At 68.4% G+C, this 23,624-nt stretch carries 27 protein-coding genes; 11 read left to right on the top strand and 16 right to left on the bottom strand.

Annotated elements, in window-relative coordinates:
- The first annotated feature begins 112 nt into the window (after positions 1 to 112).
- Positions 113 to 319: a hypothetical protein gene (locus FQU85_RS07435; RefSeq protein WP_145846417.1), complete on the top strand. Its 207-nt coding sequence runs from the start codon at positions 113 to 115 to the stop codon at positions 317 to 319.
- On the opposite strand, the gene pyrF is transcribed toward FQU85_RS07435, so the two are convergent.
- Positions 316 to 1,116: an orotidine-5'-phosphate decarboxylase gene (gene pyrF, locus FQU85_RS07430; RefSeq protein WP_145846413.1), complete on the bottom strand. Its 801-nt coding sequence runs from the start codon at positions 1,114 to 1,116 to the stop codon at positions 316 to 318. The genes FQU85_RS07435 and pyrF overlap by 4 nt on opposite strands.
- Positions 1,117 to 1,236: 120 nt before the next feature.
- On the opposite strand from pyrF, the gene FQU85_RS07425 reads away from it, so the two are divergent.
- The gene (locus tag FQU85_RS07425) at positions 1,237 to 2,385 is read left to right on the top strand and encodes a KaiC domain-containing protein (protein WP_145846408.1); all 1,149 of its coding nucleotides are present in this window, start codon (positions 1,237 to 1,239) and stop codon (positions 2,383 to 2,385) included.
- Positions 2,386 to 2,665: 280 nt separating this feature from the next.
- On the opposite strand, the gene FQU85_RS07420 is transcribed toward FQU85_RS07425, so the two are convergent.
- Positions 2,666 to 3,091: a universal stress protein gene (locus FQU85_RS07420; protein ID WP_145846405.1), complete on the bottom strand. Its 426-nt coding sequence runs from the start codon at positions 3,089 to 3,091 to the stop codon at positions 2,666 to 2,668.
- Positions 3,092 to 3,134: 43 nt separating this feature from the next.
- Positions 3,135 to 4,937 (bottom strand): ATP-binding protein, encoded by a 1,803-nt coding sequence (locus tag FQU85_RS07415; protein ID WP_145846403.1) that lies wholly within the window; start codon positions 4,935 to 4,937, stop codon positions 3,135 to 3,137.
- Between the two features lie 77 nt (positions 4,938 to 5,014).
- On the opposite strand from FQU85_RS07415, the gene FQU85_RS07410 reads away from it, so the two are divergent.
- Complete coding sequence (locus FQU85_RS07410) at positions 5,015 to 5,350, top strand: hypothetical protein (RefSeq protein ID WP_145846402.1); 336 nt, start codon at positions 5,015 to 5,017, stop codon at positions 5,348 to 5,350.
- Here FQU85_RS07410 and FQU85_RS07405 read toward each other — a convergent pair.
- Entirely contained in the window at positions 5,347 to 6,582 is a 1,236-nt protein-coding gene (locus FQU85_RS07405) for a DNA double-strand break repair nuclease NurA (RefSeq protein WP_145846400.1), read from the bottom strand. The two genes, FQU85_RS07410 and FQU85_RS07405, sit on opposite strands and share 4 nt — an antisense overlap.
- An 89-nt stretch (positions 6,583 to 6,671) precedes the next feature.
- Between FQU85_RS07405 and gpmI the strand changes: the two genes are divergently transcribed.
- Entirely contained in the window at positions 6,672 to 8,177 is a 1,506-nt protein-coding gene (gene gpmI, locus FQU85_RS07400) for a 2,3-bisphosphoglycerate-independent phosphoglycerate mutase (protein WP_145846397.1), read from the top strand.
- Here gpmI and FQU85_RS07395 read toward each other — a convergent pair.
- From FQU85_RS07395 to FQU85_RS07375, 5 genes are read right to left on the bottom strand one after another with little or no spacing between them, the layout of a single operon-like run.
- A complete protein-coding gene (locus tag FQU85_RS07395) occupies positions 8,174 to 9,697 on the bottom strand; it encodes an amidohydrolase (RefSeq protein ID WP_145846393.1) in 1,524 nt (507 codons plus the stop codon). The two genes, gpmI and FQU85_RS07395, sit on opposite strands and share 4 nt — an antisense overlap.
- Positions 9,698 to 9,742: 45 nt before the next feature.
- Positions 9,743 to 10,060, bottom strand: a complete 318-nt coding sequence (locus FQU85_RS07390) for a thiamine-binding protein (RefSeq protein WP_145846391.1) — start codon at positions 10,058 to 10,060, stop codon at positions 9,743 to 9,745.
- 38 nt (positions 10,061 to 10,098) lie between these two features.
- Entirely contained in the window at positions 10,099 to 10,827 is a 729-nt protein-coding gene (locus FQU85_RS07385) for a hypothetical protein (protein ID WP_145846388.1), read from the bottom strand.
- Positions 10,824 to 11,552, bottom strand: coding sequence for a hypothetical protein (locus FQU85_RS07380; protein WP_145846386.1), 729 nt, complete (start codon positions 11,550 to 11,552; stop codon positions 10,824 to 10,826). The genes FQU85_RS07385 and FQU85_RS07380 overlap by 4 nt, the downstream gene beginning before the upstream one ends.
- The gene (locus FQU85_RS07375) at positions 11,545 to 12,276 is read right to left on the bottom strand and encodes an ABC transporter ATP-binding protein (protein ID WP_145846384.1); all 732 of its coding nucleotides are present in this window, start codon (positions 12,274 to 12,276) and stop codon (positions 11,545 to 11,547) included. The genes FQU85_RS07380 and FQU85_RS07375 overlap by 8 nt, the downstream gene beginning before the upstream one ends.
- A 55-nt stretch (positions 12,277 to 12,331) precedes the next feature.
- Between FQU85_RS07375 and FQU85_RS07370 the strand changes: the two genes are divergently transcribed.
- The 4 genes from FQU85_RS07370 to FQU85_RS07360 all read left to right on the top strand — a co-directional run bounded on the left by FQU85_RS07370 (position 12,332) and on the right by FQU85_RS07360 (position 14,772).
- Positions 12,332 to 12,862 (top strand): GbsR/MarR family transcriptional regulator, encoded by a 531-nt coding sequence (locus FQU85_RS07370; protein WP_145846382.1) that lies wholly within the window; start codon positions 12,332 to 12,334, stop codon positions 12,860 to 12,862.
- Between the two features lie 100 nt (positions 12,863 to 12,962).
- Positions 12,963 to 14,177, top strand: coding sequence for a hydroxymethylglutaryl-CoA reductase (NADPH) (hmgA, locus tag FQU85_RS07365; protein ID WP_145846377.1), 1,215 nt, complete (start codon positions 12,963 to 12,965; stop codon positions 14,175 to 14,177).
- A gap of 51 nt (positions 14,178 to 14,228) precedes the next feature.
- The gene (locus FQU85_RS13320) at positions 14,229 to 14,384 is read left to right on the top strand and encodes a hypothetical protein (protein WP_168219949.1); all 156 of its coding nucleotides are present in this window, start codon (positions 14,229 to 14,231) and stop codon (positions 14,382 to 14,384) included.
- Between the two features lie 46 nt (positions 14,385 to 14,430).
- Positions 14,431 to 14,772: a hypothetical protein gene (locus FQU85_RS07360; protein ID WP_145846375.1), complete on the top strand. Its 342-nt coding sequence runs from the start codon at positions 14,431 to 14,433 to the stop codon at positions 14,770 to 14,772.
- Here FQU85_RS07360 and FQU85_RS07355 read toward each other — a convergent pair whose 3' ends face one another.
- Positions 14,773 to 15,300, bottom strand: coding sequence for a DUF5817 domain-containing protein (locus FQU85_RS07355; RefSeq protein ID WP_145846371.1), 528 nt, complete (start codon positions 15,298 to 15,300; stop codon positions 14,773 to 14,775).
- 32 nt (positions 15,301 to 15,332) lie between these two features.
- The gene (locus FQU85_RS07350; protein WP_145846368.1) at positions 15,333 to 15,770 is read right to left on the bottom strand and encodes an NUDIX domain-containing protein; all 438 of its coding nucleotides are present in this window, start codon (positions 15,768 to 15,770) and stop codon (positions 15,333 to 15,335) included.
- 65 nt (positions 15,771 to 15,835) lie between these two features.
- Between FQU85_RS07350 and FQU85_RS07345 the strand changes: the two genes are divergently transcribed.
- Positions 15,836 to 16,174, top strand: coding sequence for a cupin domain-containing protein (locus FQU85_RS07345; protein WP_145846366.1), 339 nt, complete (start codon positions 15,836 to 15,838; stop codon positions 16,172 to 16,174).
- A gap of 77 nt (positions 16,175 to 16,251) precedes the next feature.
- On the opposite strand, the gene FQU85_RS07340 is transcribed toward FQU85_RS07345, so the two are convergent.
- Together FQU85_RS07340 and icd are read right to left on the bottom strand one after the other, a co-directional pair.
- Entirely contained in the window at positions 16,252 to 16,539 is a 288-nt protein-coding gene (locus FQU85_RS07340) for a translation initiation factor (RefSeq protein WP_145846362.1), read from the bottom strand.
- 126 nt (positions 16,540 to 16,665) lie between these two features.
- Positions 16,666 to 17,922 carry an isocitrate dehydrogenase (NADP(+)) gene (icd, locus tag FQU85_RS07335; RefSeq protein WP_145846360.1) on the bottom strand — a complete coding sequence of 419 codons (1,257 nt, stop codon included), beginning with the start codon at positions 17,920 to 17,922 and terminating at the stop codon, positions 16,666 to 16,668.
- Between the two features lie 108 nt (positions 17,923 to 18,030).
- Here icd and FQU85_RS07330 point away from each other — a divergent pair, with 108 nt between their 5' ends.
- Positions 18,031 to 18,933 (top strand): isoaspartyl peptidase/L-asparaginase, encoded by a 903-nt coding sequence (locus tag FQU85_RS07330; protein ID WP_145846358.1) that lies wholly within the window; start codon positions 18,031 to 18,033, stop codon positions 18,931 to 18,933.
- Positions 18,934 to 19,041: 108 nt separating this feature from the next.
- Here the strand turns inward: FQU85_RS07330 and ppk1 are convergent, their stop codons facing one another.
- On the bottom strand, positions 19,042 to 21,267 hold the full coding sequence (gene ppk1, locus FQU85_RS07325; protein ID WP_145846356.1) for a polyphosphate kinase 1: 2,226 nt from the start codon (positions 21,265 to 21,267) through the stop codon (positions 19,042 to 19,044).
- Positions 21,264 to 21,944 carry a metallophosphoesterase family protein gene (locus tag FQU85_RS07320; RefSeq protein ID WP_145846352.1) on the bottom strand — a complete coding sequence of 227 codons (681 nt, stop codon included), beginning with the start codon at positions 21,942 to 21,944 and terminating at the stop codon, positions 21,264 to 21,266. The genes ppk1 and FQU85_RS07320 overlap by 4 nt, the downstream gene beginning before the upstream one ends.
- A 459-nt stretch (positions 21,945 to 22,403) precedes the next feature.
- Here FQU85_RS07320 and map point away from each other — a divergent pair, with 459 nt between their 5' ends.
- Positions 22,404 to 23,297, top strand: coding sequence for a type II methionyl aminopeptidase (gene map / locus FQU85_RS07315; RefSeq protein WP_145846347.1), 894 nt, complete (start codon positions 22,404 to 22,406; stop codon positions 23,295 to 23,297).
- Positions 23,298 to 23,363: 66 nt separating this feature from the next.
- On the opposite strand, the gene FQU85_RS13610 is transcribed toward map, so the two are convergent.
- A complete protein-coding gene (locus FQU85_RS13610; protein ID WP_145846345.1) occupies positions 23,364 to 23,564 on the bottom strand; it encodes a hypothetical protein in 201 nt (66 codons plus the stop codon).
- Positions 23,565 to 23,624: the final 60 nt, after the last annotated feature.

Genomic DNA, 23,624 nt, shown 5'->3' with positions numbered 1-23,624 from the left:
AAACTTTTTTCGGAGGTAGAGGCCCCGTATCGGCCGTCTGTACGACCGGTACAGTATGTCACACAAGACGTTTGTCCCGGGGATTGAAGCCGGCGGTTCGCGTACGTTCGGTATGAGCGTCACCGGCGTCTGTCAGATCTGTGAGAGCGCGGACGCGCGCCACGCCTGCGACCAGTGCGGGCGCGTCGTCTGCAGCGACCACTACGACCGCGACACCGGACTCTGCACGGAGTGCGCGCGACAGTACGGTGACGGCACGAGTGAGGGCGGGCGGCGCGACCGCAGCGGCTCGCCGGACGACTGGGGCGAACCCCGCTAGCGGTACTTGTTCAAGCGGTCTTTGAGGCGTTTGGCGGCCTGTCCGGCGGCGGCCGCCCACTCCTCGGAGCCCTCGCCGGCGAAGATGATGCCGCGTGTGGAGTTCACGAGGCCGACGCCGTCCCCGGTCAGGCCGAACTCGACCGCGGCCTCGGCGTCCCCGCCCTGCGCGCCGACCCCGGGCACGAGAAATGGGAGATCGGGGACAGTGTCGCGGACGCGTTCGAGTTCGTCCGTGCTGGTCGCGCCGACGACGAGGCCGACGTTGTCGTTCTCGTTCCACTCGCTCGCGCGGCGCGCGACGTGCTCGTAGAGGTACTCGTCGAACCCCGCGAGTTCGAGGTTCTGGAAGTCCTTCCCGCCCGGGTTGGATGTCCGGCAGAGAACGAACACGCCAGCGTCCTCCTGGGAGAGGAACGGCTGGAGGCTGTCTCGACCGAGGTAGGGGTTGACTGTGATTGCGTCAGCGTAGTCGAGGACGTCGGCGTACTGGCGGGCGGTGTTCCCGATGTCGCCGCGCTTCGCGTCCACGATGACGGGAACGCCCTTCCCGTGTGCGTACTCGACCGTCTCGCGGAGACTCCGCCACCCCTTCGAGTCCTCGTAGAACGCGGCGTTCGGCTTGTAGCACGCCGCGTGTTCGTGTGTCGCGTCGATGATTCGGCGGTTGAACGCCCAGCGCGGCAACTCCTTTTCGCGTACGTCCTCGGGGAGGCGATCACGATCCGGGTCGAGGCCGACGCAGACGACGCTATCGGTCGAGTCGATGCGGGCGGCGAGGTCGTCGAAGAAACCCATCACCCGCTACTCTCGCAGGAATCGGGAAAAGCGTTCTTCCACGAGGGCAAAACTACTTTGCGTTCTGACCGCTTCCTTCGGGTATGACGGACGGCGCGATCAGCCCGAGGGGTGAGGAGAGTGGCTGACGACGAGGACTGGTTCGAGCGAGCGTTCTCGGACGACGAAGACGAAGCGGACACCGGAGAGCCGTCCGAATCCGAGGGAGACACGGATCCAGCGGATACAGAAGAGTCCCCGGAACCGTCCCGAACGGACGAGTTCGAGACCGCATTCGGCGGCGGGAGCGAGGACGAATCGGAGGTGTCAGACGAGGGCGCCGACGAGACGGGCGCGGCGACGGAGAACGAAGGCAGGTTCGAGGCTGCGTTCGGCGCGGGCGAACCCGAGACGGAGGCCGAGGCGACTGCGGACGACTTCGAGGCCGCGTTCGGCGGCGGTAGTGACGACACGACCGCGGACGGCTTCGAGGCCGCGTTCGGCAGCGGCGGCGGCGGCGGGGACGGTGGGTTCGGGTTCGACCTCGACAGCGGCGCGGAGACCGACTTCGAGGACGGAGAGTTCGAGTCCGACATCCCGCGCGTCGAACTCGGCATCGAAGGCCTGGACAACATGGTGCAGGGCGGCGTCCCCAAACGCAGCCTCATCGTCGCCATCGGGAGCGCAGGAACCGGAAAGACCACGTTCGGCCTCCAGTTCCTCAACCACGCCCTCAAGAACGACGAACGCGCCGTCTTCATCACGCTCGAAGAGACCGAAGAGCGCATCGTGGACAGCGCGAACGAGAGAGGCTGGAGTTTCGCCGAGCACATCGCAAACGGCGACCTCGCCATCATCGACCTCGACCCCATCGAGATGGCGAACTCGCTCACCAGCATCCGGAACGAACTCCCCCGCCTCGTCGAGGACTTCGGCGCGACCCGGCTCGTACTGGACTCCGTCAGCCTCCTCGAGATGATGTACGACGATCAGGCTACCCGGCGCACCGAGATCTACGACTTCACCAAAGCACTCAAGAACGCCGGCGTCACCACCATGCTCACCAGCGAAGCCGCCGAAAACAACCCGTACGCGTCCCGTCACGGCATCATCGAATACCTCACCGACGCCGTCTTCCTCCTCCGATACATCCGCCCCGACGACTTCCGCGAAACTCGGCTTGCCGTCGAAATCCAGAAGATCCGGGACGCCAACCACTCCCGGGAGACCAAACCCTACGAGATCACCGGCCAGGGAATCTCAGTGTACCGGCAGGCGAACATCTTCTAACGCGGCGTCTGCGCTACGCTCGCCGTCGACGCGCTCGGCGAACGCTATGACAAAAGCACTCCGTTCGCGCGTCGTTCGTTCCGCGAAGGCCGTTCGGTCGTCGGCCCGCGACTCACCGCTTCGCTCGCGGATGCTAGGCAGGCCAGAGAGACGACGGCGAACGTTCATATACGATGGCGGGGCCAGTCAGTGGCGTGCTGTGAGAACGGTCACGGAGTGCGCGCGGTTGTGCGACCCACGCTCCGTGAACGCGGCCGGGTCGCCTGTACGCGAAGGCTGTCTATCGGACGATGGTGACGGGAACCGGGGAGCGGCGGACGACGGCTTCCGCGACGCTCCCGAGGAGGATGCGGCTGACGCCGCTGCGGCCGTGACTCCCCATCACGATGTGGTCGAAGCCGTTCTCGTCGGCGTAGTCCACGACCGTTCGAGAGGGACGGCCGACTTCGGTCACGGTTTCCAGGGTGACGCCGTACTCGTCGGCGGTCTCCTGCGCCCGCTCGAAGAGCGTTTCGGCGTCGTCCTGCGCCTGTTCGTACCATTCCTCGCTGTATCCGGGGACGGTCGCCTGCGCCGTGTATCCGGCCTCGATTGGGTCGATGACGTGAATGAGCGTGATGTCGTCGCTCTGGAACTCCTCCAGCGCGTATTCGAGCGCGTCGGTGGACTGCTCGGAACTGTCGATGGGGACGAGTATCTTCGACATGTCCGGGGATTCGAGGGACGACACGAAAAAGATGGGGGCCGCATCAGTCCCGGCCGTGCCGCGTGAGACAGGTGGGGAGGCCGACGATTTCGACCGGTTCGGAGTTGTCGGGCGAGTAGACGACCATCTGGCCCGTCTCCATGTAGGGGACTTTCCCTTCGAGGTTGCTCGGGATGTTCACGCTCTTGATGGCGTCCTCGTCCCCGAGGTTGAGGACGACGGTCGTGTTCACCTGTTTGAACACGGGGTCGGCGATGTCTTGGGGGTCCTGCGTGATGAGGAACAAGCCGAGTCGTTCCTTCCGCCCCTGTTTCGCGGCTTCGGTGAACTTCCCGATGACGTTCCTGGCCTGCACGCTATCGGCGTCCGCGAGGAAGTTGTGCGCCTCGTCCATCCCCACCAGAAGCGGCGTCTCCTTGATGCGGTCGAAGTCGGGGTCGTTCGAGAGTTTCTGGTCGACGAGTAGGCTCGCGAGCGCCAGGACGACGGTTTCGGTCGCCCGCGTGTCGTTTACGTGGTAGGTCGGAACCACGGACAGGCCGCCCGGCCGCACGAACTCGTGCACGAGGTCGGTGATTGGGGGCGCGTCCTGATCGAACACGCCGCTCGGCGCCCCGAGCACGCGCCGCATCACCGCCTCGTAGGTCGCTTCGTGGACGCGCCCGGACTCGTCGAGCTCCTCCTTCAAGGCGGGATCGTCGAGGAATGCGGTGAACTCCTCGTACGTCCCCTCGTCTCCGTGCTGGCGGAAGAACCGCTTCAGGAGCAGTCTGAGCGCGCTGTACTGGTTGTCGTTCAGGTCGCTTGACGCGACGAGCCACGGCCGTGAGCGAACCATGGAGAACGGCACGGTGAACGCGCGCTGTTCGGCGTGGTGGTGGCTCGCGGCGTACGTGGCGTCCCCGACTTTCGGGACGAACGCGACGGTGTCGTCGTGCCCGCCGTAAGCGATGCCTTCGGCCTCCCAGCGGCGCGCGTCCTCCCGGTCGGCAACGGGGTTGTCGTCGTGCATCTGCGCGTACTCGTCTTGGGGGTCGAACTGCACGACCGCCATCCGGCGCTCCGCGCCGTCCGCCATCTCGTACCGTCGTTCCTCGTGGAGGTACTGCCGGAGGACGTTCTTCGACGTGTGCGTCTTCCCCGACCCGGTTCCGCCGGCAACGAGGGTGTGTCGGAACGCGAGCGGGTCGCCGTCGCGGTAGTCGTCCTTCACGCGGTAGTCAATCGTCGGCGGGCTCGCGGCGGTCCGCACCTTCTCCCCGCCGACGGAGAGGTGGCCGAGGAAGACGCCGTTCTCGGGAATCTTCAGGCCGGTCTTTATCTGCTCGGTCTCGGTCGCCTCCTCCACGACGGTCTCGGGTTTCGGGACGCGGTCGGGCATCCGGCGTTTCAGGTCGCCGTCGTCGGGGTAGAGGACGGCGAGCGGGTCGAGGTCGGCGAGGAACCGGTAGTCGTCCTCCTCGATTCCCTCGGAGCGCATCGCGCGGCGAGCGTGGATCTCGTTCGCGTCGTCGGCGTGAAAGCGCTGTGCGTACTCAAGGCCCTTGATGCGGCAGAACAAGGATTCGGGGCCGGGGTAGTCCGCGAGCACGTACTTCCCGATGCGGATGTCCGAGCGGTTCTCGGCGGTGACGTACGCCCGCATGGTCGTTTCCCCCTCCTCCTCGCTGATGCGGAGGCCCTGGGAGACGGCGAGCACCCCGATGCCGTCGCCGCCGCCCGCGGTGTCGAGGTCGGGGCGCTCGAATCCGCCCTCGTCGTCGGCGCGGTTCACGGCCCGCCCCTCGTTCGACGGGTCGTCCGCCGTACCAGACGGCGAGAAATCCCCGAGATCCTGGTCGCTCATGTCCGGGCGGTGGGCGGCCACGGGCTAAAACCTTCCCTGCCACGCGGTTTTTATCGCTCCCCCGCCTGTGTTCGGGTATGTTGCTCGTCGAAGGCTCCGCGGGTGGGACGACGCTGACGGGAACGCTCTACGAGCGCGGCGAGGACGCTCCGTCGTTCGAGGGCGCGCCGGACGAGGACGCCGCCTACGTCTGGGTGTGCGACGAGTTCTACGCCGTTGAGAGCGGCGGCGTCACCCAGAGAATCGGGGGCGAGGAACTGCAGGTGGCGTTCGAGTCGCCGATGCCGCGCGGGTTCGACACCCGGGAGCGGGCGTTGGAGGCGGCGCGCGAGCACGTCCGGACGCAGTTCGCGCGCGTCGGCGTCGACCCGGACACGGTCGAGATTTCGGTGGTTCGGGAGTACGAGGCCTAGCCCCAGCGTTCGTCGTCGTACGTGGAGCGACACTCGGTGTCCAGGGCGTCTTCGAGCGCGCCGACGAGTTCCGTCTTCTCCTGCATGCCGATTCGCGCGAGTTCGTCGGCCTTCCCGATGGCTTCGGGCGGCCCGGCCTCGCGCGCGACCCCGGCGAGCACGTGGTTCGTCAGGCGGTCGCGACAGGCGTCGTCCTCGGCGAACGCCCGGGGGAGTTCGACCTTGAACAGCACGTCCGTCCGGGGGTCGTAGACGACGAAGAACGCGACCTCGTAGGCTTCGGGGTCGAGGTCGAGGTCGAGGCTGAGGCGGTCGCCGAGCGTGGAGAACTCGCGGTCGTAGCCGGTGCGGGAGACGAACCAGTTCGTGTACGTGAGGTCGTCCGTGTCGCGGTCGCGGCCGTCGCGGCGTTCGAGCAACTGCGTGAAGAAGGCGGCGTCGTCCGCCCAGGGCGCGTTCGTCTTCTCCGCGAGCGTGTTGACGATGCCGCGCGATTGGACGTTCTTCACGAACCCGGCGAGCGGGACGCCGCGCTCGACGAACCGCTCCACGAGGTCGACGTAGTTCCCGACGACGGACTGAACGAGCGGGTCTTCGAGTGGGAGGGCGGAGAGCGGCCGCGCCTGGTCGAGCCAGTTCGCGATTATCTTCGGGTAGAGCGGGCCGTCCAGCACGAGGAGGTCGCCCACGCGGTCGGCGTGTTCGAGTGCGTGCTCGGACTCCGCGAGGTAGAGCGCGAGGCCGTGAACGACGGCGGTCTCGTCGCGTTCGACGCGGGGGGCTTCGAATAGCTGGCCGCGCCAGTATCCCTCGTCCTGTGTCTGCCAGTCGTCGGTCGCGCTGATGGCGACGCTGTCGTCGGTCGGATGGACGGTGGTGATGACGGTGCGCGCGCGGTGGGTGTCGGTGTCGCTCGGGCTGACGCCCATCGCGGCCTGCGCGATGTCGAGGACGAGGCCGTTCTTGAACGTCCGCGGGTTCACCGTCCCCGAATCGAGGCCGTGCACCGAGTCGAACTGGTCGGGCTGGTCGCCCGCGTCCGCGATATCGACGGCGTACCGCTGGACGTCTCCGAGGGGTGCGAGCACTTCCTCGCCGTCGCGGTAGAGCGGGTCGAAGTAGGCGTCCCACGCGCGGACGGCCTGGTCGCGGTGTTCGTCCTCGTCGATGTCGTGGCTGACGCGCCGGACGAGGTCGGTAATCCCGTCGAAGTGGACGGGGTCGAGGGTCATACTCGCGTTCCGTCCCTCGACCGGAAAAACCCCGCCGGTGCGAGCGCGATGGCGAAAGACACGTGCATCCGCGGAGCGTACGGTTCGGTATGAATGCGGCGCTCGTCATCCTGGACGGCTGGGGGCTCGGCGACCACGACCGACTGGACGCCGTGAAGGCGGCTGACACGCCGAACTTCGACCGGCTCTCCGACGTGGGAGCGTACGGCACGCTGGAGACGCACGGTCGGAACGTCGGCCTCCCCGGGGGTCAGATGGGGAACTCGGAAGTCGGCCACCTCACTATCGGCGCGGGCCGCGTCGTCCTCCAGGAGTACACCCGCATCAACGACGCCATCGAGTCCGGCGAACTCGGGGAGAACGACGCCATCGCGGGCGCGTTCGAGCAGGTCGAAGAGACAGGCGGCCGCGTGCACTTCATGGGGCTCGTCTCCGACGGCGGCGTGCACTCAGACCACGAGCACCTGCACGCGCTCATCGAGGCCGCCGCGAGTCGGGGTGTCGAGGCGACGACGCACGCGTTCACGGACGGCCGCGACACGAAACCGAAGTCGGGCGAGTCAGTGCTCCGAACGCTCGAAGAGGTGGTCGACGAGTACGGGACGGGCGACGTGGCGACGGTCTCGGGGCGGTACTACGCGATGGACCGCGACCAGAACTGGGAGCGCACGAAATCGACGTACGACGCCATCGTCGAGCGGCAGGGACTGCATCGCGCGGACTCCGCGGTCGCGGCGGTCCGGGAGTCCTACGAGCGCGGCGACACCGACGAGTTCGTCGAGCCCACTATCGTTCGGGGCGGGGACGCGCTGAGCGAGCGGGACGCCGTGGTGTTCTTCAACTTCCGCGCGGACCGCGCACGCCAGCTCGTCCGAATGCTCGGCTCCGTGAATCCCGAGTGGGCGTTCGAGACGACCCCGCCCGCGGTGCCGATTGTGACGATGACCGAGTACGACGAGACGTTCGACTTCCCGGTGGCGTTCGAGGCGCGCGAGCCCCACGACACGCTCGGGGAGGTCGTCGCCCGCGACGGCCTGACCCAGCACCGGGTCGCGGAGTCCGAGAAGTACCCGCACGTGACGTACTTCCTGAACGGCGGCCGCGAGGTCGCGTTCGAGGGCGAGAGCCGGGAAATCGTGCCGAGTCCGGACGTGCCGACGTACGACCACCAGCCGGAGATGAGCGCCGCGGGCGTGACGGACGCCGCGCTCGACCGACTGGACGCGGACGTGCTCGTCCTGAACTACGCGAACGCGGACATGGTCGGGCACACGGGCGACTTCGACGCCGCGGTCGCCGCCGTGGAGGCAGTCGATGCGGAGCTCGGCCGGCTCGCCGACGCGCTCGAAGACGCGGGCGCGGACGTGCTGGTGACCGCCGACCACGGGAACGCCGACGACATGGGAACCCCGGGCGACCCGCACACTGCCCACACGTACAATCCGGTTCCGTTCGTCTACCTCTCTCCCGACGGCGACGACGCCGGCCGCGACGTGCGCGACGGCGGCGCGCTCCGGGACGTCGCGCCGACGCTATTCTCGCTGCTCGGCGTCGAGAAACCGGCGGAGATGACGGGCGAGTCCCTGCTCGATTAGGCCTCGTACACGACGTCGCCGTTCACGACGGTATGCGTCACGTCGATGTCCTCGATGGACTCGGGGTGCTCCCAGGGCGAGTCGTCGAGGGCGACGAAGTCCGCGTTCTTTCCGGTCTCGATGGTGCCGAGTCGGTGTTCGTCGAATCCGGCGTAGGCCGCGCCGCTGGTGTACGCGCGGAGCGCGTCGGTGACGGAGAGTCCCTGGGTGTCCTCGGGGGGGTTGACTGTCTGGTGGACGCCGAACAGGGGGTCGACGGGCATCGAGTCCGAGGAGAACGCGAGCGGCACGCCGGCGTCGAGGTAGGCGGGGAAGCGGTTGTTCTCGGCGCGGCGCTCGGGGCCGAGCCGCGAGTCGTAGAGGCCGCCCTCGCGCGACCACTTCAGGAAGTTCGGCTGCATCGAGGCGACGAGGCCGAGGTCGGCCATGCGCTCGATTTGGTCGTCGGTCGCGAGTTCGAGGTGTTCGATGCGGTGGCGCGCGCCCGCCGGGTCGTCGGTGTCCGCGAGGGCGTCGATGGCCTCCCCGATGGCTTCGTCGCCGATGGCGTGCACGGCGAGCTGGAAGCCCGCGTCGTCCGCAGCGTGGACGAGGTCGCGGAGTTCCTGGGGCGGGACGACCCACTGCCCGGAGCCGTCGCCGTCCGCGTACTCGTAGCTGAGTTTGGCCGTGCGTCCGCCGAGGCTGCCGTCGGTGAATGTCTTGATCGCGCCCGTGCGGACGAACGCGCTGCCGTGGTTGGTTCGGAGGCCGACCTCGCGGGCGGCGTCGAGGTGGTCGCTCCAGTAGTTCAGTCGGACGCGGAGGCGGAGGTCGCCGGCGGCGTCGAGTTCGCGGTAGACGCGGGGTGCGTGCGAGCGCCGCACCATGTCGTGGACGCTCGTCACGCCCCTCTCGTGGGCGTCCCGCTGGGCGGCCATGAGGAGGTCTGCGGTCTCCGCGGGGCCGGGTTCGACGGCGTCTCGGACGGCTTCGGCCGCGTCCTCGACGACGACACCGGTGGGGTCGCCGTCCGCGGTCTGTACGTCCCCGTCGGGGAGGCGGTCGCGGAGGCGGTCGAGCGCGACGCCGTTGAGAGCGGCGGTGTGGAGGTCTTCGCGGAACGCGACGACGGGTCTCTCGGTGCTCACGCGGTCGAGGTCGTCGCGGGTGAGGTAGCGCGACTCGACCCAGGTGGACTCGTCGAACCCGAAGCCGAGAATCCACTCGTCGCCCGCGTCCGAGTCGCGGAGGACGTCGACGGCGTCGTCGGGGGAGGTGGCGTCGCGGAGGTCGGCGCGGAGGCGGTGGCGGCCGACGGTCTCCATGTGGACGTGCGCGTCCACGAACCCGGGGAGGAGAACACGGCCGTCGAGGTCGATTTCGCGGGTCTCGACGCCGTTCAGGAAGTCGATTTCGTAGTCGGAGGCGACGCTGACGATTTCGCCGTCGCGGACGGCGACTGCCTCGTAGGTCTCGTCGGGGTCGGTGAGCGTGTGCACCTCGCCGTTGGTGAGGACGAGGTCTGCGGCCGCTGTCATACCACGGAGTGGGGCGGCCGCGGGCAAAGACGTTCGGGAACCGGGTTACTCGCCGCCGTGTGCGTCGCGGCCGAGGTGGTGTTCGACGCGGTCAACCTTCTCGTCGGCGTCCAGGGTCTCCTCGCGGTAGTGGTCGATTTTCAGGGTCGTGCCGACGCGGGCCGCGTCGACGGCCTCGTGGGCGGCCTGCGCGGCGGCGAACACCTCGCTGAGCGACTCTGCCTCGATGGTCGTCTCCATCGGGTGGGTCTCGTAGCGCACGTCGAAGTCGTCGAGGGCGTCGACGGCTTTCGCGATCTCTTCGTCGAACTCGACGTCGGGGCTGTCCACGGGCGACACCGACAGCATCGCGGTCACGGTCATACCGCATGAGTACCGAGCGCTATACGTCACTGTTTGGGTCACGCTCGGAGAGTGCGGGCGACGACGAGGCGGGCGACGACTGCGGTGGCCGCGAGGTAGGCGACGCCCCACGCGAGCGCGCTCCAGTTCGGGTCGGCGGAGAACGCGGCGTCCATCGCGGCGACGCCCGCATACCGACCGGGGAAAGCGGCCGCCCAGGTCGGGGGGTCGGTGGCGAGCGGCGAGTGGAAGAGGAACAGGTCGACGGCGGGCCCGAACAGCAGCACGTAGACGCCCGCGAGCCGGCTCGTGAGGACGCCGACGACGGCGCCGAGGAGGCCGTACGTGACGGCGAGCACGACGACGCTCGCAACGAACACGACCGGCTGGTCGGGGGCGACGTGGAGGGCGAGGACGGCGGACGCGCCGGCGGCGGCGAGCACCGCGGCACCGGTGAGCGCGAGGGCGCGCGCGACGAACAGCGTTCGATCGGGGAGGCCGGCGAGCGAGAGCCAGCCGTCCGCGTCGAGGGTGTCGACGGTGAGGAAGAGCCCGGCGATGCCGGCAACCATCGCGGCCGCGAGCGCCGCCAGCATCGGGAGCGTTCCGTTCACGAGGGTCGTCCGAGCGGTCAGTCCCGGGACGTGAACCGCGATGGGGGCGTCGGGCAGGACGTACCCGAGGAGGCCGACGAAGTACGCGGGGAGGCCGACGAGGAGCGCGAGCAGGGCGGGCGTGCGGCCGAACTGCTTGACCGTCGCGGCGAGCGCGGTGGTGGCTCGGGTCACGCCGACCACCCCTGGTCGGTCGCCGCCGCGTAGCCGACGCCCGCGGCCGTGAACAGAACCGCGAGCGCGGCGAGCGCGCCGAGGGCGTCACCGGTCGCGAGCGTGCCGTCGCGGACCGCGGACGTGAACAGCGCGTGTGGGTAGTGGAGCGGCATCGCCTGAACGAGGACGGTGCTCACCTCGAGGACGTCGCCGGAGAGGAAGGAGTCCATGTCGGCGAGGAAGACGAGGACGAGCGACCCCTCGAGTTCGCGCGGGACGATGGCACCGACGACGACGCCGAGGAGGCTGTAGAGCACGCCGGCGAGCACGAGCACGCCGAACGCGGCGAGAGGCGCTGCCACCGTGGTTCCGAACCCGAGTAATGCGGCGAGGGAGACGGCGGCCGCGGCCGCCGCGACGCCGACTGAGACGAGGACGCGCGTGCCGAACAGAACGGCCGGCGCGTAGCCGGAGAACGCCAGGTATCGGTCGGCTTGCGCGGCGCTGACGGTGCCGAACAGGCCGACGAGCCCGGAGAGGAACGCGGTGGCGAACAGCGCGCCGCCGATGCGGCCGTATGCGGCCGCCGAACCCTGGAGAAACGCGACGTCTGGGAACGACGACATCGCGGCGCCGTAGACGTAGACGACGAACGGCGGGAGCAGTACGAGGAGCGCGAGCGTCGTCGGCTCTCGAACCGCCGTCTTCGCGTTCGCGCTCGCGCCGACGCGGAGGCTACGCATGGTCGCCCTCCGTCCGTCCGCGTTCGCGTCTCGTCGAGTCGGCCGCGCCGTCGACCTCCGCGAGGCGGCCGTCGGCGAGTTCGTAGATGCGGTCGAAGCGCTCCTGTTCGCTCACGAGGTGGGAGATGACGGCGACCGCGGTGCCGCGCTCGGAGAGGTCGGCGGCGAGATCCCAGAACGCGAGGTAGGTCTCCCAGTCGAATCCCGTGTAGGGCTCGTCGAGCAGGAGTACGTCGGGGTCGTGCATCAGGGAGACGGAGAGCGTGAGTTTGCGTCGGTTGCCGCCGGAGAGGCGGTCGACGCGGCGGTCGCGAAAGCGCTCGAAGTCGAGTCGGTCGGTGAGGCGGTCGGCCGCGTCCGCGATCTCGGCGTCGGTCATGCCGTGGGCTTCCCCGAACAGGCGGAAGGTCTCGTCGACGGTGAGGCGGTCGTAGAGGCGGTCGTCCTGCGGGCACCAGCCGACCCCGCCGGGCCGGGAGACCTCGCCGGCGTCGGGATCGAGCGCGCCGACGAGACACTGCATCAGCGTGGATTTCCCGCTGCCGTTCTCGCCGACGATGCCGACGACTTCGCCGGCGCGGAGTTCGAGGCTCGCACCGGTCAGGACGTCGACGGACGGCTCCCAGGGGAGGCGGGAGTCGTACGTCTTCTCCAGGCCGTTCGCGTGCAGTACGACGTCGTCGCGGTCTCCGTCACTCGCGGACCCATCTAGTATATTCCGCATATTCGGAATATTTCGAACGTTATGGTTTATACGTTGTGGGAGTGTATGGACGGGCATGACTGACGCCGACCCGGACGCCGCCCGAGAGCGCGTTATCGGGGGGTTCGAGCGCTCCGCGGAGATATACGGACTCAGCCGGAGCTACGGCCGGCTCTACGGCATCCTCTTCTTCGCCCACGAGCCACTCTCCCTGGACGACCTCGCCGAGAAGAGCGAGTTCGCGAAGTCCACCGTGAGCACGAAAATGCGGGAGTTAGAGCGCCTCCACATGGTTCACCGGCGCTCGCTCCCCGGCGAGGGGAAACGGGCGTTCTTCGAGGCCGAACGCGACTTCTGGCGCATCGCCCAGGAGTTCCTGAACCGCGAAGTACGCCGGGAAATCGAGACGATGACCCGCACGCTCGCGGACGCCGAAACCGCCCTCGAGAACGCCGACACCGAGCGCGCCCAGCAGGACCTCGAACGCGTCCGCGAGCTCAAGCGGGTCTACGACCAGTCCGAGCGATTCGTCGACCTCCTGACCTCGATGTCCGGCAGCCGCCTCCGAACCGCGCTCTCGAAGTTCCTCGACCTCGTCCGCGGCTAATCCCCGTTCGCCGCGTGCGGGAGTTACTCGACCAGTAGGGAGTCAGCCCGCACTCGGGGAGAACGGCAACCTTGAGGGGGTTCGCCGCGGACCTCCGGGTATGAGTGACGTTTCCGACCTCGCGGACCGCGTGCAGTCCGGCGAGCTCCGGCTGTACGAACTCGAAGACCACGCGGACGAGGCGACCGCGGCGGCCGCCCGGCGCGAACTCCTCCGCCGGGAGACCGAGAGCGACCCCGACGCAGTGGGTGAGTTCGCGTTCGACGCGGCGGACGTGCACGGGTCGAACATCGAGAACCTCGTCGGCGGCGTGCAGGTGCCGATGGGGGTCGCCGGGCCGGTGTCGGTGAACGGCGAGGCCGCCGACGGCGAGTACTACCTCCCGCTCGCGACCACGGAGGGCGCGCTCGTCGCGTCCGTCAACCGCGGGTGTTCAGCGATTCGAGCGGGCGGCGGCGCGACCGCTCGCGTCCTGAAGAACGGGATGACGCGCGCGCCGGTCTTCCGCGTCGCCGACGTGGCCGAGGCGAAGACGGTCGCGGAGTGGGTGCGCGAGAACGAGGCCGCGCTCGCGGCGGCCGCGGAGTCCACGACGAGCCACGGCGAACTCCAGTCCGTCACGCCCTACGTCGTCGGCGACTCCGTCTTCCTCCGCTTCAGCTACGACACGAAGGACGCGATGGGCATGAACATGGCGACCATCGCCACCGGCGAGGCCGCGGACGTGGTGGAGGCCGAGACGCCCGCGGAACTGGTCGCGCTCTCCGGCAACCTCTGCTCGGACAAGAAGCCCGCGGCCATCAACGCCGTCGAGGGCCGCGGCCGCACCGTCTCCGCGGACGTTCGCATCCCCCGAGACGTAGTGGAGGAGCGGTTCAACACGACGCCGGAGGCCATCGAGGAGGCGAACACGCGGAAGAACCTCGTCGGGTCGGCGAAGGCGGGCGCGCTCGGGTTCAACGCGCACGCCGCGAACGTCGTCGCCGCGATGTTCCTCGCGACCGGCCAGGACGCCGCGCAGGTCGTCGAGGGCAGCAACACCATCACGACCGTCGAGGCCCGCGAGGACGAACTGTACGCGAGCGTCAACCTCGCCAGCCTCGAAGTCGGCACCGTCGGCGGCGGGACGAAACTCCCGACGCAGGCCGAGGGCCTGGACATTCTGGGAGTGCGGGGCGGCGGCGACCCCGCCGGGTCGAACGCGGACGCGCTCGCCGAACTCATCGCCACGGGCGTGCTCGCCGGCGAGCTCTCCCTCGTGTCCGCGCTCGCGTCGCGGAACCTCTCCTCGGCGCACGAGGAGCTCGGCCGATAAGTTTCACGTTCACCGCGCGTCCGGCGCGACTCTAGGTTCCCGACGCCGGGAGTGGACGGTCTGCCGGAGAAGCCACCCACCAATAGCGGCGGCACCCCGCTCCCGGACACGCCGAGCGTCCGCTACCTCCGCGTGCTCAAACGCCCCCTCACCGTGCTCCTGCTCGCCGTGGCGCTCTACCAGGCGCTCACGGGCGCGCTCCTGTAGGCCCGACTGCCGAAGGCGTTATGGGAACACGGGGACGCGATACCGCATGAACTGGAGTCTGTTCGCGAAGGTGGTCGGCGTCTACGGCGTGCTCGCCGCCGGCGCGACCGCGGCCGTCCTGTTCGCCGTAGCGTCGTTCGCGGGCGTCGCACTCCCCTGGGTGTCTATCGGACTCGTGCTCGGCGGCGGCGTCCTCGTGGCGTTCTCGCTCGGCCGGACGGACGTGGGCGTCGACACCGCGAGCACCGCCGCTGAAACGGGGTTCGGCGGCGGGAACCCGACGCAGTACCGGCCGGACGCGCTCCCGATCGCCAGCCGCGTCGTGTTCGCCGTCTACTTCGCCGGCCTCGTTGCCTGGGGTGCAGCGACGTTCCCGCTTGTTACGTAGTCAGAGCAGTCGATAGACGCCGCGGCTCTCCGAGACCTCGCCCGAGCGCGCGAGCTTTTCGAGCGTCCGGCGCGCGTACTCCGCGCCCACGCCGTGTTCTCCGCAGTACGCGACGATGTCGTCCTCGGTGGGCTGGTCGAGTTCGCGAACCGCCTCGCGGACGCGCTCCTTCTTGCTCACCGACCCGCCGCTCCCGCCGGAGTCGGCGCGTTCGCCGGCCGCCGCGACCTCGTCGGGGTCGATGCCGGCGGCTTCGAGGTACTCGTCGTCGGACACGACGGCCTCGTCCGTGGCGGCGTCCATCTCGCTGAAGGAGTCGAGGTCGGCGAACGCGTCCCCGTACCCGGAGCGGTTCGCGAGCATCGACGACCGCACCTCGCGGGCGTGGTCTTCGTCCTCCGTCGTGACGAACTTCCGGCGCTTCGAGAACTGCCGCGTGGAGCCGCATCGCGGGCACTCCGTGGTCTCGGGGCGGCCTTCGAGTATCCAGAGCGCGCTGCACTCGCTGCAGCCGACGACGGCGTACACGCACAGAACTCCGCCCCCGCGGGGTTTGAACGTTAGGACTGACGCTCGACCCTGTGGGCCTCGACGGCGTCGACGTAGTCGGCGGTGAACTGGGGCGCGTCCGGGTGGTCGCGCACCTCCGCCGGACTGAGCCAGTGGACCGCCGCGACCTCCTCGGGGTCGCGGACACGGGCGGTTCCGGCGTCGTACTCCGCGAGAAACACGGTGTTGACGACGCGGTCGTCCGGCGTCTCGAACGCGCTGTTCGTCACGTACTCCATCGAGCCGACGGTGACGCCGACCTCCTCCGCGACCTCGCGGCGAACCGTCGCTTCGAGCACCTCGCGTCCCTCGGTGACTTCGACCTTCCCGCCGACGAGCGCGAGCGCGCCCGCGCCGTGTTCCTCCGCGGCGGCGCGTTCGACGAGCAGGTACTCGCCGTCGCGGTGGACGGCCGCCTCCGCGTTCACGACGTAGTGGGGTGCGTCCATACGCGACACCACAGGGGCAGATACTTTACTCGAACTGTTTTGTGCGTCGCGCAGTGAGAGGCGGTATGGAGACACACGACCTGTCCGCGGAACGTATCGTCGAAGCCGTCGAGGGCGTCTACCTCGCTGAACTCTCCGCGGGCGAGAACATGAGCGTCCAGCACTTCCACATCCAGCCGGGCGCGAGCGTGCCCGAGCACAGCCACCGCCACGAGCAGGTGGGGTTCGTGTACGACGGTTCGCTCGCGTTCGAGGTGGACGGCGAGGAGCACGTGGTGACGACGGGCGAATCGTACGTGATTCCGGCCGACGAACCGCACGCCGCGCGATCCGTCGGGGACACGCCCGTTGACGGTATCGACGTGTTCAGTCCGCCGCGAGAGAACCCCGACTGGAGAGCGTAGCGGCCTGGAAATCGCCCGCGAAATCGCGACCGCCCACGAACGGGAGGCCCCCGCCAGCGAGAGCGCGTCCGACCGGCCTACGCCTCGACTGAGAATCCGCGGTCTTCCAGTAGCTCCCGCACGCGCTCCGCGTGGTCGCCCTGCACCTCGATAGCGCCGTCGTTCACCGTCCCGCCCGCGCCCAGGTTCGACTTCAGCTCGGACGCGAGGTCGGAGCGATCCACGGACTCGTCCTCGAACCCCTCGACTATCGTCACCGGCTTGTCGTACGTCCGGCGCTCCACGCGCACCGTCAACTGCTGTTCGGCGCGCGCCAGATCCTCCTCGATACCGGGAACGTCCTCGAAGACATCGTCCTCACTCACACGCACGACTACGCGACCGAGCCTCAAGAAAAACGGGGCCGTCGTAGTCGACGCCGCTACCTCCGAGTCGCTTACGCCAGCTCGTGAATTGCACTGGAAACGAGTTCCAGCTAACCCACGAGTCGCTTACGCCAGCTCGTGGATGCGCTCGATGATTTCCTCGGCGTACTCGCTGGCCGCGAGCTTCTCGCCGCCCTCGACCTGGCGTTCGAGGTCGTAGGTGACGCGCTTCGAGGAGATCTGCTGTTCGACGGCGTCGTGGACGAGATCCGCGGCGTCCTGCCAGCCGATGTGTTCGAGCATGATCTTCCCGGACAGGATAATCGCGCTCGGGTTCGCCTTGTCCTTGCCGGCGTGCTTGGGGGCGCTGCCGTGGACGGGCTCCGCGAGGAAGCGGCCGTCGCCGATGTTCGCGCCGGGCGCGATGCCGAGGCCGCCGATCTGGGCGCCCGCGGCGTCGCTGAGGTAGTCGCCGTTGAGGTTCGGCATCGCGAGCACGTCGTAGTTCGTCGTGCGCGTGAGGAGCTGCTGGAGCATGTTGTCCGCGATGCGGTCTTTGACGACGACAACGTCCTCGGGGGCGTCGCCGTCGTACTCCTCCCAGAGGGTGTCCTCGTCGATGGTCTGCTCGGGGAACTCCTCCTCGGCGAGTTCGTAGCCCCAGTCGCGGAACGCGCCCTCGGTGAACTTCATGATGTTGCCCTTGTGGACGAGCGTGACGGAGTCACGGTCGTTCTCGATGGCGTACTCGATGGCCTGCCGGACGAGGCGCTTCGTGCCGAACTCGCTGATGGGCTTGATGCCGATGCCGACGGGACCGTCGTAGATGGTGGAGTCGAAGCCCATCTCGTCCTCGACGAACTCGCGAACCTGTTCGACGTCCTCGGTGCCGGCTTCCCACTCGATGCCGGCGTAGACGTCCTCCGTGTTCTCGCGGAAGTTCACCATGTCCATCTCCTCGGGGTCGGAGACGGGGGAGGGGACGCCGTCGAGGTAGTAGGTCGGCCGCATGTTCGTGTAGAGGTCGAGCTTCTTGCGGAGCGCGACGTTCAGCGAGCGGAAGCCCGCGCCGACGGGCGTCGTGAGCGGGCCCTTGATGGAGACGCGGTAGTCCTTGAGGGCCTGTACGGTGTCCTCGGGGAGGTTCTCGTCGTACTTCTCGCGCGCGGACTCACCGGCGTACAGTCGGAACCAGTTGATGTCGCGGCCGGTCGCTTCCGCGGCGGCGCTCAGTACGTCCTGCGCGACGGGCGCGACGTCTTTTCCGATGCCGTCCCCGTAGATGATGGGGATGATGGGGTTGTCGGGGACGTCGAGACCGGACTCCTCGTCGAACGTGATCTTCTCTCCCTCGGTGGGAGCGTCGATCTGGTCGTAGTTCATCTCGCCTGAAATCTGCCGGGGAGCGCGTAAAAGGACTGCTGTTTCCGCGCGACGCAGCGGTCTTCCGGAAGCCGACGGTTTATCGGGATTGCCGGGAAACCACTCCGTATGAAGGTCATCGTGCACGGGGGCGCGGGCGGCGCGCCGGACGACCCCGAGCCTCGACAGGCGGTCTTGGACGACGCGGCGGCGGCAGGCGCGGACGCGGACGACCCCGTGGACGCGGTGGAGGCGGCGGTTCGCGTCCTCGAATCCGACGAGCGGTTCAACGCGGGCGTCGGCGGCGCGGTGCAGTCGGACGGCATCATCCGCACCGACGCGGGCGTGATGGACAGCCAGAGAGAAGCGGGCGCGGCGGCGGGGATGCCGGGCGTCGAGCACGCGGTGTCGGTCGCGCGCGGCGTGCTGGAGGAAACCCCGCACGTGTTCCTGAGCGGCGTGCACGCCGTTGACTTCGCCGAGGACATCGAAATCGACACCGAGGTCGACCTCTGGACGGAGCGTTCGCGCGAGCAGTGGGACGACCTCGACAGCCACCCCGAGGGAACCCCCCTGGAGCACGTCGCGTGGCTCGACGACAAGTTCGGCGGGAGCCCCGACAACGCCGACAGCGACGACACGTCCGGGCGCGGCGACGAGCACGACCACGACACGGTGGGCGCGGTCGCGTTCGATGGCGATAGGTTCGCGACGGCGACCTCCACGGGCGGGCGGTGGCTCGCGCTCGCGGGCCGGGTCGGCGACGTGCCCCAGATCGGCTCGGGGTTCTACGCCGCCCCCGCGGGCGCGGCGTCCGCGACGGGCGCGGGCGAGGACATCGCGAAGGCCACGCTCACCCGACGCGCGGTCCGCCACCTCGAATCCGGACTGGACGCGCAGGCCGCCGCTGACCGCGCAATCGACGAGTTCGCGGAGCTCACCGGTTCCAGCGCGGGCGTCATCGTCCTCGACACCGACGGCAACGCCGGAGAATCCTATAATTCGGACGCGATGCAGACGAGCACGCGATAACGGCGCGACAAGCGGTTTTTTCCCTCCAGGTTTTGCAGTCGAACGAAGTGAGGCGGGAAACGGTGGCGATACAGACGAACGCGACGGTAGCCGACGAGCGGGTCTCGTTCACTCGCGTGTTTCGTGGTCGGAACGGTTGTCGTCGACCATGTCGGTGATGGCGTCGAGGATCGCGTCGTCGAGGATCGCGTCGGCGCGTTCGTCTGGGCGAGGTTCCTCCGAGGAGACGAGCGGGCCTTCGTAGTCTGCGACGAGGTCGGAGTCTGGGGGGTCGGGGGCCTCGCGACGCGCGCGATCCATGAGTGCGGTCTGGGCGTCGATTTCGTCGCCGTCGGGGCGCTGCTGGACGTAGGTGCCGTCGGCGTGGAGTTCCCAGGCGCGGCGGTTGTCCGAGAAGAGCACGTCGAGCACGTCGTCGAGGTAGTCGCGGAGGGCGGGGTCGGTGACGGGCGCGATTGCTTCGACGCGGTTGTCGAGGTTGCGCTGCATCCAGTCGGCAGACCCGATGAAGTAGGCGGGCGCGGGGTCGTCGATGTCTCCGGCGCCGTTCTCGAAGTAGAAGACGCGGGAGTGTTCGAGGAAGCGTCCGACGATGCTTCGGACGGTGATGTTTTCGCTGAGGTCGTCGACACCGGGGCGGAGTCGGCAGATGTCGCGGACGACCAGGTCGATGTCGACGCCGGCCCGGGAGGCCTCGTAGAGGTGCGTGACTGTTTCGGGGTCTTCGAGGCGGTTCATCTTCGCGACGATGCGCGCGGGGTCGCCGGCGTCGGCGCGTTCGATTTCGCGGTCGATGAGGTCGTGGAAGCGCTCGCGCATCGTGGTGGGGGCGACGAGGAGCGAGCGGAACTCTTGGGGCATGGAGTGGCCGGTGAAGAAGTTGAAGAGCGTGACGAGGTCGTAGCCGATGTCGGGGTCGGCGGTGAGCAGTCCGAGATCCTCGTATCGCTTCGCGGTCTCGGAGTGATAGTTTCCGGTGCCGACGTGCGAGTAGAGTCGGACGCCGTCGTCCTCCTCGCGGACGACGAGACTGGTCTTGGTGTGGGCCTTGTAGCCGAGCGTGCCGTACGCGACGTGGATTCCCTCCTCTTCAAGGCGGTCGACCCAGTGGAGGTTGTTCTCCTCGTCGAAGCGCGCCTTGAGTTCGACGGTGACGGCGACCTGTTTGCCGTTGCGCGCGGCCTCGATGAGGGACTCGATGACGCGGGAGTCGCGGGCGGTTCGATAGATGGCGGCCTTGATCGCGAGCACGTCGGGGTCGCGCGCGGCCTCGTCGAAGAACCGCTGGACGGTTCCGGAGAAGGAGTGATAGGGGTGGTGGACGAGCACGTCTCCGTCCCGGATTTCGGCGAACACGTCGTCGATTCCGTCGTGAATCCGGGGATGGGATTGGGGCGTCCACCCCTCGCGCTTGCGGTCGGGTCGATCCAAATCGAGGAGTGCCGTGAACCCGCGGAAGTCGAGGGGTGCGGGGAGTGAGAACACCTCGCGGTCGTCGAGGCCGAGTTGGTCGACGAGCACGTCCCGAATGGCGGCAGGTGCGCCGGATTCGATTTCGAGGCGGACGACGGTGGCGAACCGGCGCTGGCGGAGGACGCGCTGTATCTGGTTCACGAGGTCCTCGGCGACCTCCTGGTTCCGGCGGACTTCGGCGTTCCGGGTGACCCGGAAGGAGGCGTAGTCCACGACGTCCGTATCCGGGAAGAGGAGGTCGAGGTTCGCGGCGATGACGTCCTCGAGGAGGACGAACCGTTCGTCGTCCAGTTCGACGAGTCGCGGGCGGTTCCCTGGGACTTTCACGCGGGAGAACGTCGTGTCGTCGTCGCCGTCGTCCCGCGTGAGCACGGCGAGGGAGAGGCTCTGGTTCGAGATGAATGGAAAGGGATGGGCGGGGTCGAACGTCAACGGAGTGAGCGTCGGGAGGACGGACGACCGGAAGTACGCGCGGAGGTCGTCGCGTTCCTCGGACGTGAGGTCGGCACAGTCGAGGATCTCGATACCGGCGTCGGCGAGCGCGCCCCGAACCTCGTCGTGGTAGCATCGCGACTGCTGTTCGAGGAGGGGACGCGCAGTTTCCATCACGGTCTCCCACTGCTCGCGGGGCGTGAGGCCGTCCACGGACGGTTCGGTGAAACCGGCGTCGATCTGTTGCTTGAGGCCGCCGACGCGCTTCATGAAGAACTCGTCCATGTTCTGAGTGACGATGGCGAGGAACTTCGCGCGCTCCAGCACGGGGTTGCGGTCGTCGACCGCTTCGTTGAGAACGCGGCGCTGGAACGCGAGCTCGCTGAGTTCGCGGTTCAGGTAGCGGTCGGGGTTGGTGAGGTCGGTCATGTGACGATCTTCTCGTCGCTCCGGGACTGATGGGTTTCCGCGGCGGGGACGCTCACGAACGAGTCCCCGTGCACGTCGTACGCGGTGAGGCTGCCGCCGTACACGCAGCCGGTGTCGAGGCCGACCGCCCAGTCGGACGTGACGGGGTCGTCGTGGACGGTGTGCCCGAAGAACACGCGGGGCGGCCCCCGGTAGGTGTCGTACCAGAACGGACCGGCGTAGCCGTCGCCCTGGGGGGCGCGCATCGTCATGAGTTCGCCGGGGCGGTGGTCGGCGAGCGGTCGATCGGGGTGGACGCCGCCGTGGACGACGAGCGTGTCCGCCCACGAGATTGCGACGGGGAGCGAGGTGAGGTAGGAGACCGCATCGTCGTCGAGTTCGGGGAGGGTCGCGTCGCCCGTTCGGAGTTTCTCCTCGTTGTTCCCGCGGACGCTCAGGAAGTTCTCGCGGCCGCGGACGAGGTCGACGACTCCGGCGCTGTCCGGGCCCTTGCGGACGAGGTCGCCGACGAACACGACGAGGTCGCGCTCGCCGGGCGCGAGGCGGTCGAGGAGGCGGTCGAGGCTGGTTCGACAGCCGTGCACGTCGCCGACGACGTAGATGTCGTCGTACGCCGTCGCGTCGACGCGGTGGTGGTGCGGTTCGACGTCGTCGCTGAACTGGATTCCCGTGGACATAACTCCGTGCACGCAGCGGTGGCCGGCGTGCGTCGAACGAGACCACGCGCTCACCCACGTAAGCGGTTTATAATAGGCGTTCCGAGCGATATATAGGTCTCGGTGGAGGAAACGAGCGGGCGGCCGCCCGAAAACGCGAACGCACTCACTGATAGCGGTCTTTGTCCCTCCAACGTCAGCGCACCGCAAACGATGGCGATGCGGACGGCGATCGACTCGTAGCGGAGCGAGAGCCGCTCGCGGCGGTGCGGCCGCGGCGGTGACTCTCGGTTTCGTTCGGCGCGGCTTCGCCGCGCCGCCGTTTTGTCGCCAGAACGCACGGCGTTCTGGCTGAATAGCCGGACGCTCCGCGTCCGGCGATGGTGCAGAGTTTTGCTCAAGCGGTCGCGCTCCGCGCGACCCGCAGAGCAAAACGGTGGAGGCGCAACCTCTTTTCCCGTGTCACTCTAAGCGCGGGGTATGACGGATTCCGTCGAAGTCGGGTCGGAGGCGTACGAGAAGTACCAGGAAGCGGGCGACATCCTCGCGGACGTGATGGCGGCGGCGGCGGACCTGGTGGCGCCGGGGACGACGCATCTCGATGTTGCGGAGTTCGCGGAGGCGGAGATCCGAGAGCGCGGCGCGAAGCCGGCGTTCCCGGTGAACATCAGCGTGAACGAGGAGGCGAGCCACGCGAGCCCTGGCGCGGACGACGAGACGGCGTTCGCGGAGGGCGACGTGGTGTGTCTGGACGTGGGCGTGCACGTGGACGGCCACATCGCGGACGCGGCGACGACCGTCGACCTCGGGGACAACCGCGAGCTCGTGGAGGCCGCGGAGGAGGCGCTGGACGCGGCGCTGGACGCGGTGGAGCCGGGCGTGCACACGGGCGAGGTCGGCGCTGAGGTCGAGGACGTCATCGAGGCGTACGGCTTCAAGCCCATCGTGAACCTCACCGGGCACGGCCTGGAGGTGTACGACGCGCACACGGGACCGAACGTCCCGAACCGCGGCGTGGACACGGGCGTCGAACTGCAGGAGGGCGACGTGCTCGCCATCGAGCCGTTCGCCACGACGGGGAACGGGAAGGTCTCGGAGGGGCAGGCGACCGAAATCTACGAGGTCGTCGCGGAGAAGTCCGTGCGGAACCGGCAGGCCCGGCAGGTGCTGGACGCCGCCGCGGAGTTCGACGGCCTCCCGTTCGCGGCGCGCTGGCTGGACACGCCGCGCGCGGAGATGGGGCTGCGCCGCCTGGAGATGAACGACGTCGTCCGGAGCTATCCCGTCCTGAAGGAGCAGGCGGGCGAACTCGTGAGTCAGGCAGAACACACCGTCATCGTCACCGAGGACGGCTGCGAGCGCACGACGGAGTAGGGACTGGGCGGCCCTGCGTCGGTATGAATAATAAATGAGGGGGCGACTGGGAGTTTACAGACGCCGTTAGGCGTTGTTCATTCGCTGGCTACTCGTTTCGCCACACGAACGGCATTCGGTCACCCGGTAGGGTTCGCGCGAGAACTCGGCGTTCTCGGACTTCGAACTCTCGGTTCGAAGCTCGATGGAGACCTCGTGAGGGGTCTCCTGCCCACAGCACTCGCACAGTTCCGTCATGCCGTCGGAATGAGGTGTTTTACTCGCCATCGGAACCACCCTCGAATCGATACAGTCCCCCGGGAGACTTAAAAACACACCCTTAGGTTC

It is taken from the genome of Salarchaeum sp. JOR-1 (assembly GCF_007833275.1).
GTDB lineage: Archaea > Halobacteriota > Halobacteria > Halobacteriales > Halobacteriaceae > Salarchaeum.
The sequence above is the reverse complement of the archived record's forward strand: the minus strand, read 5'-3'. Positions and strand labels throughout refer to the sequence as shown.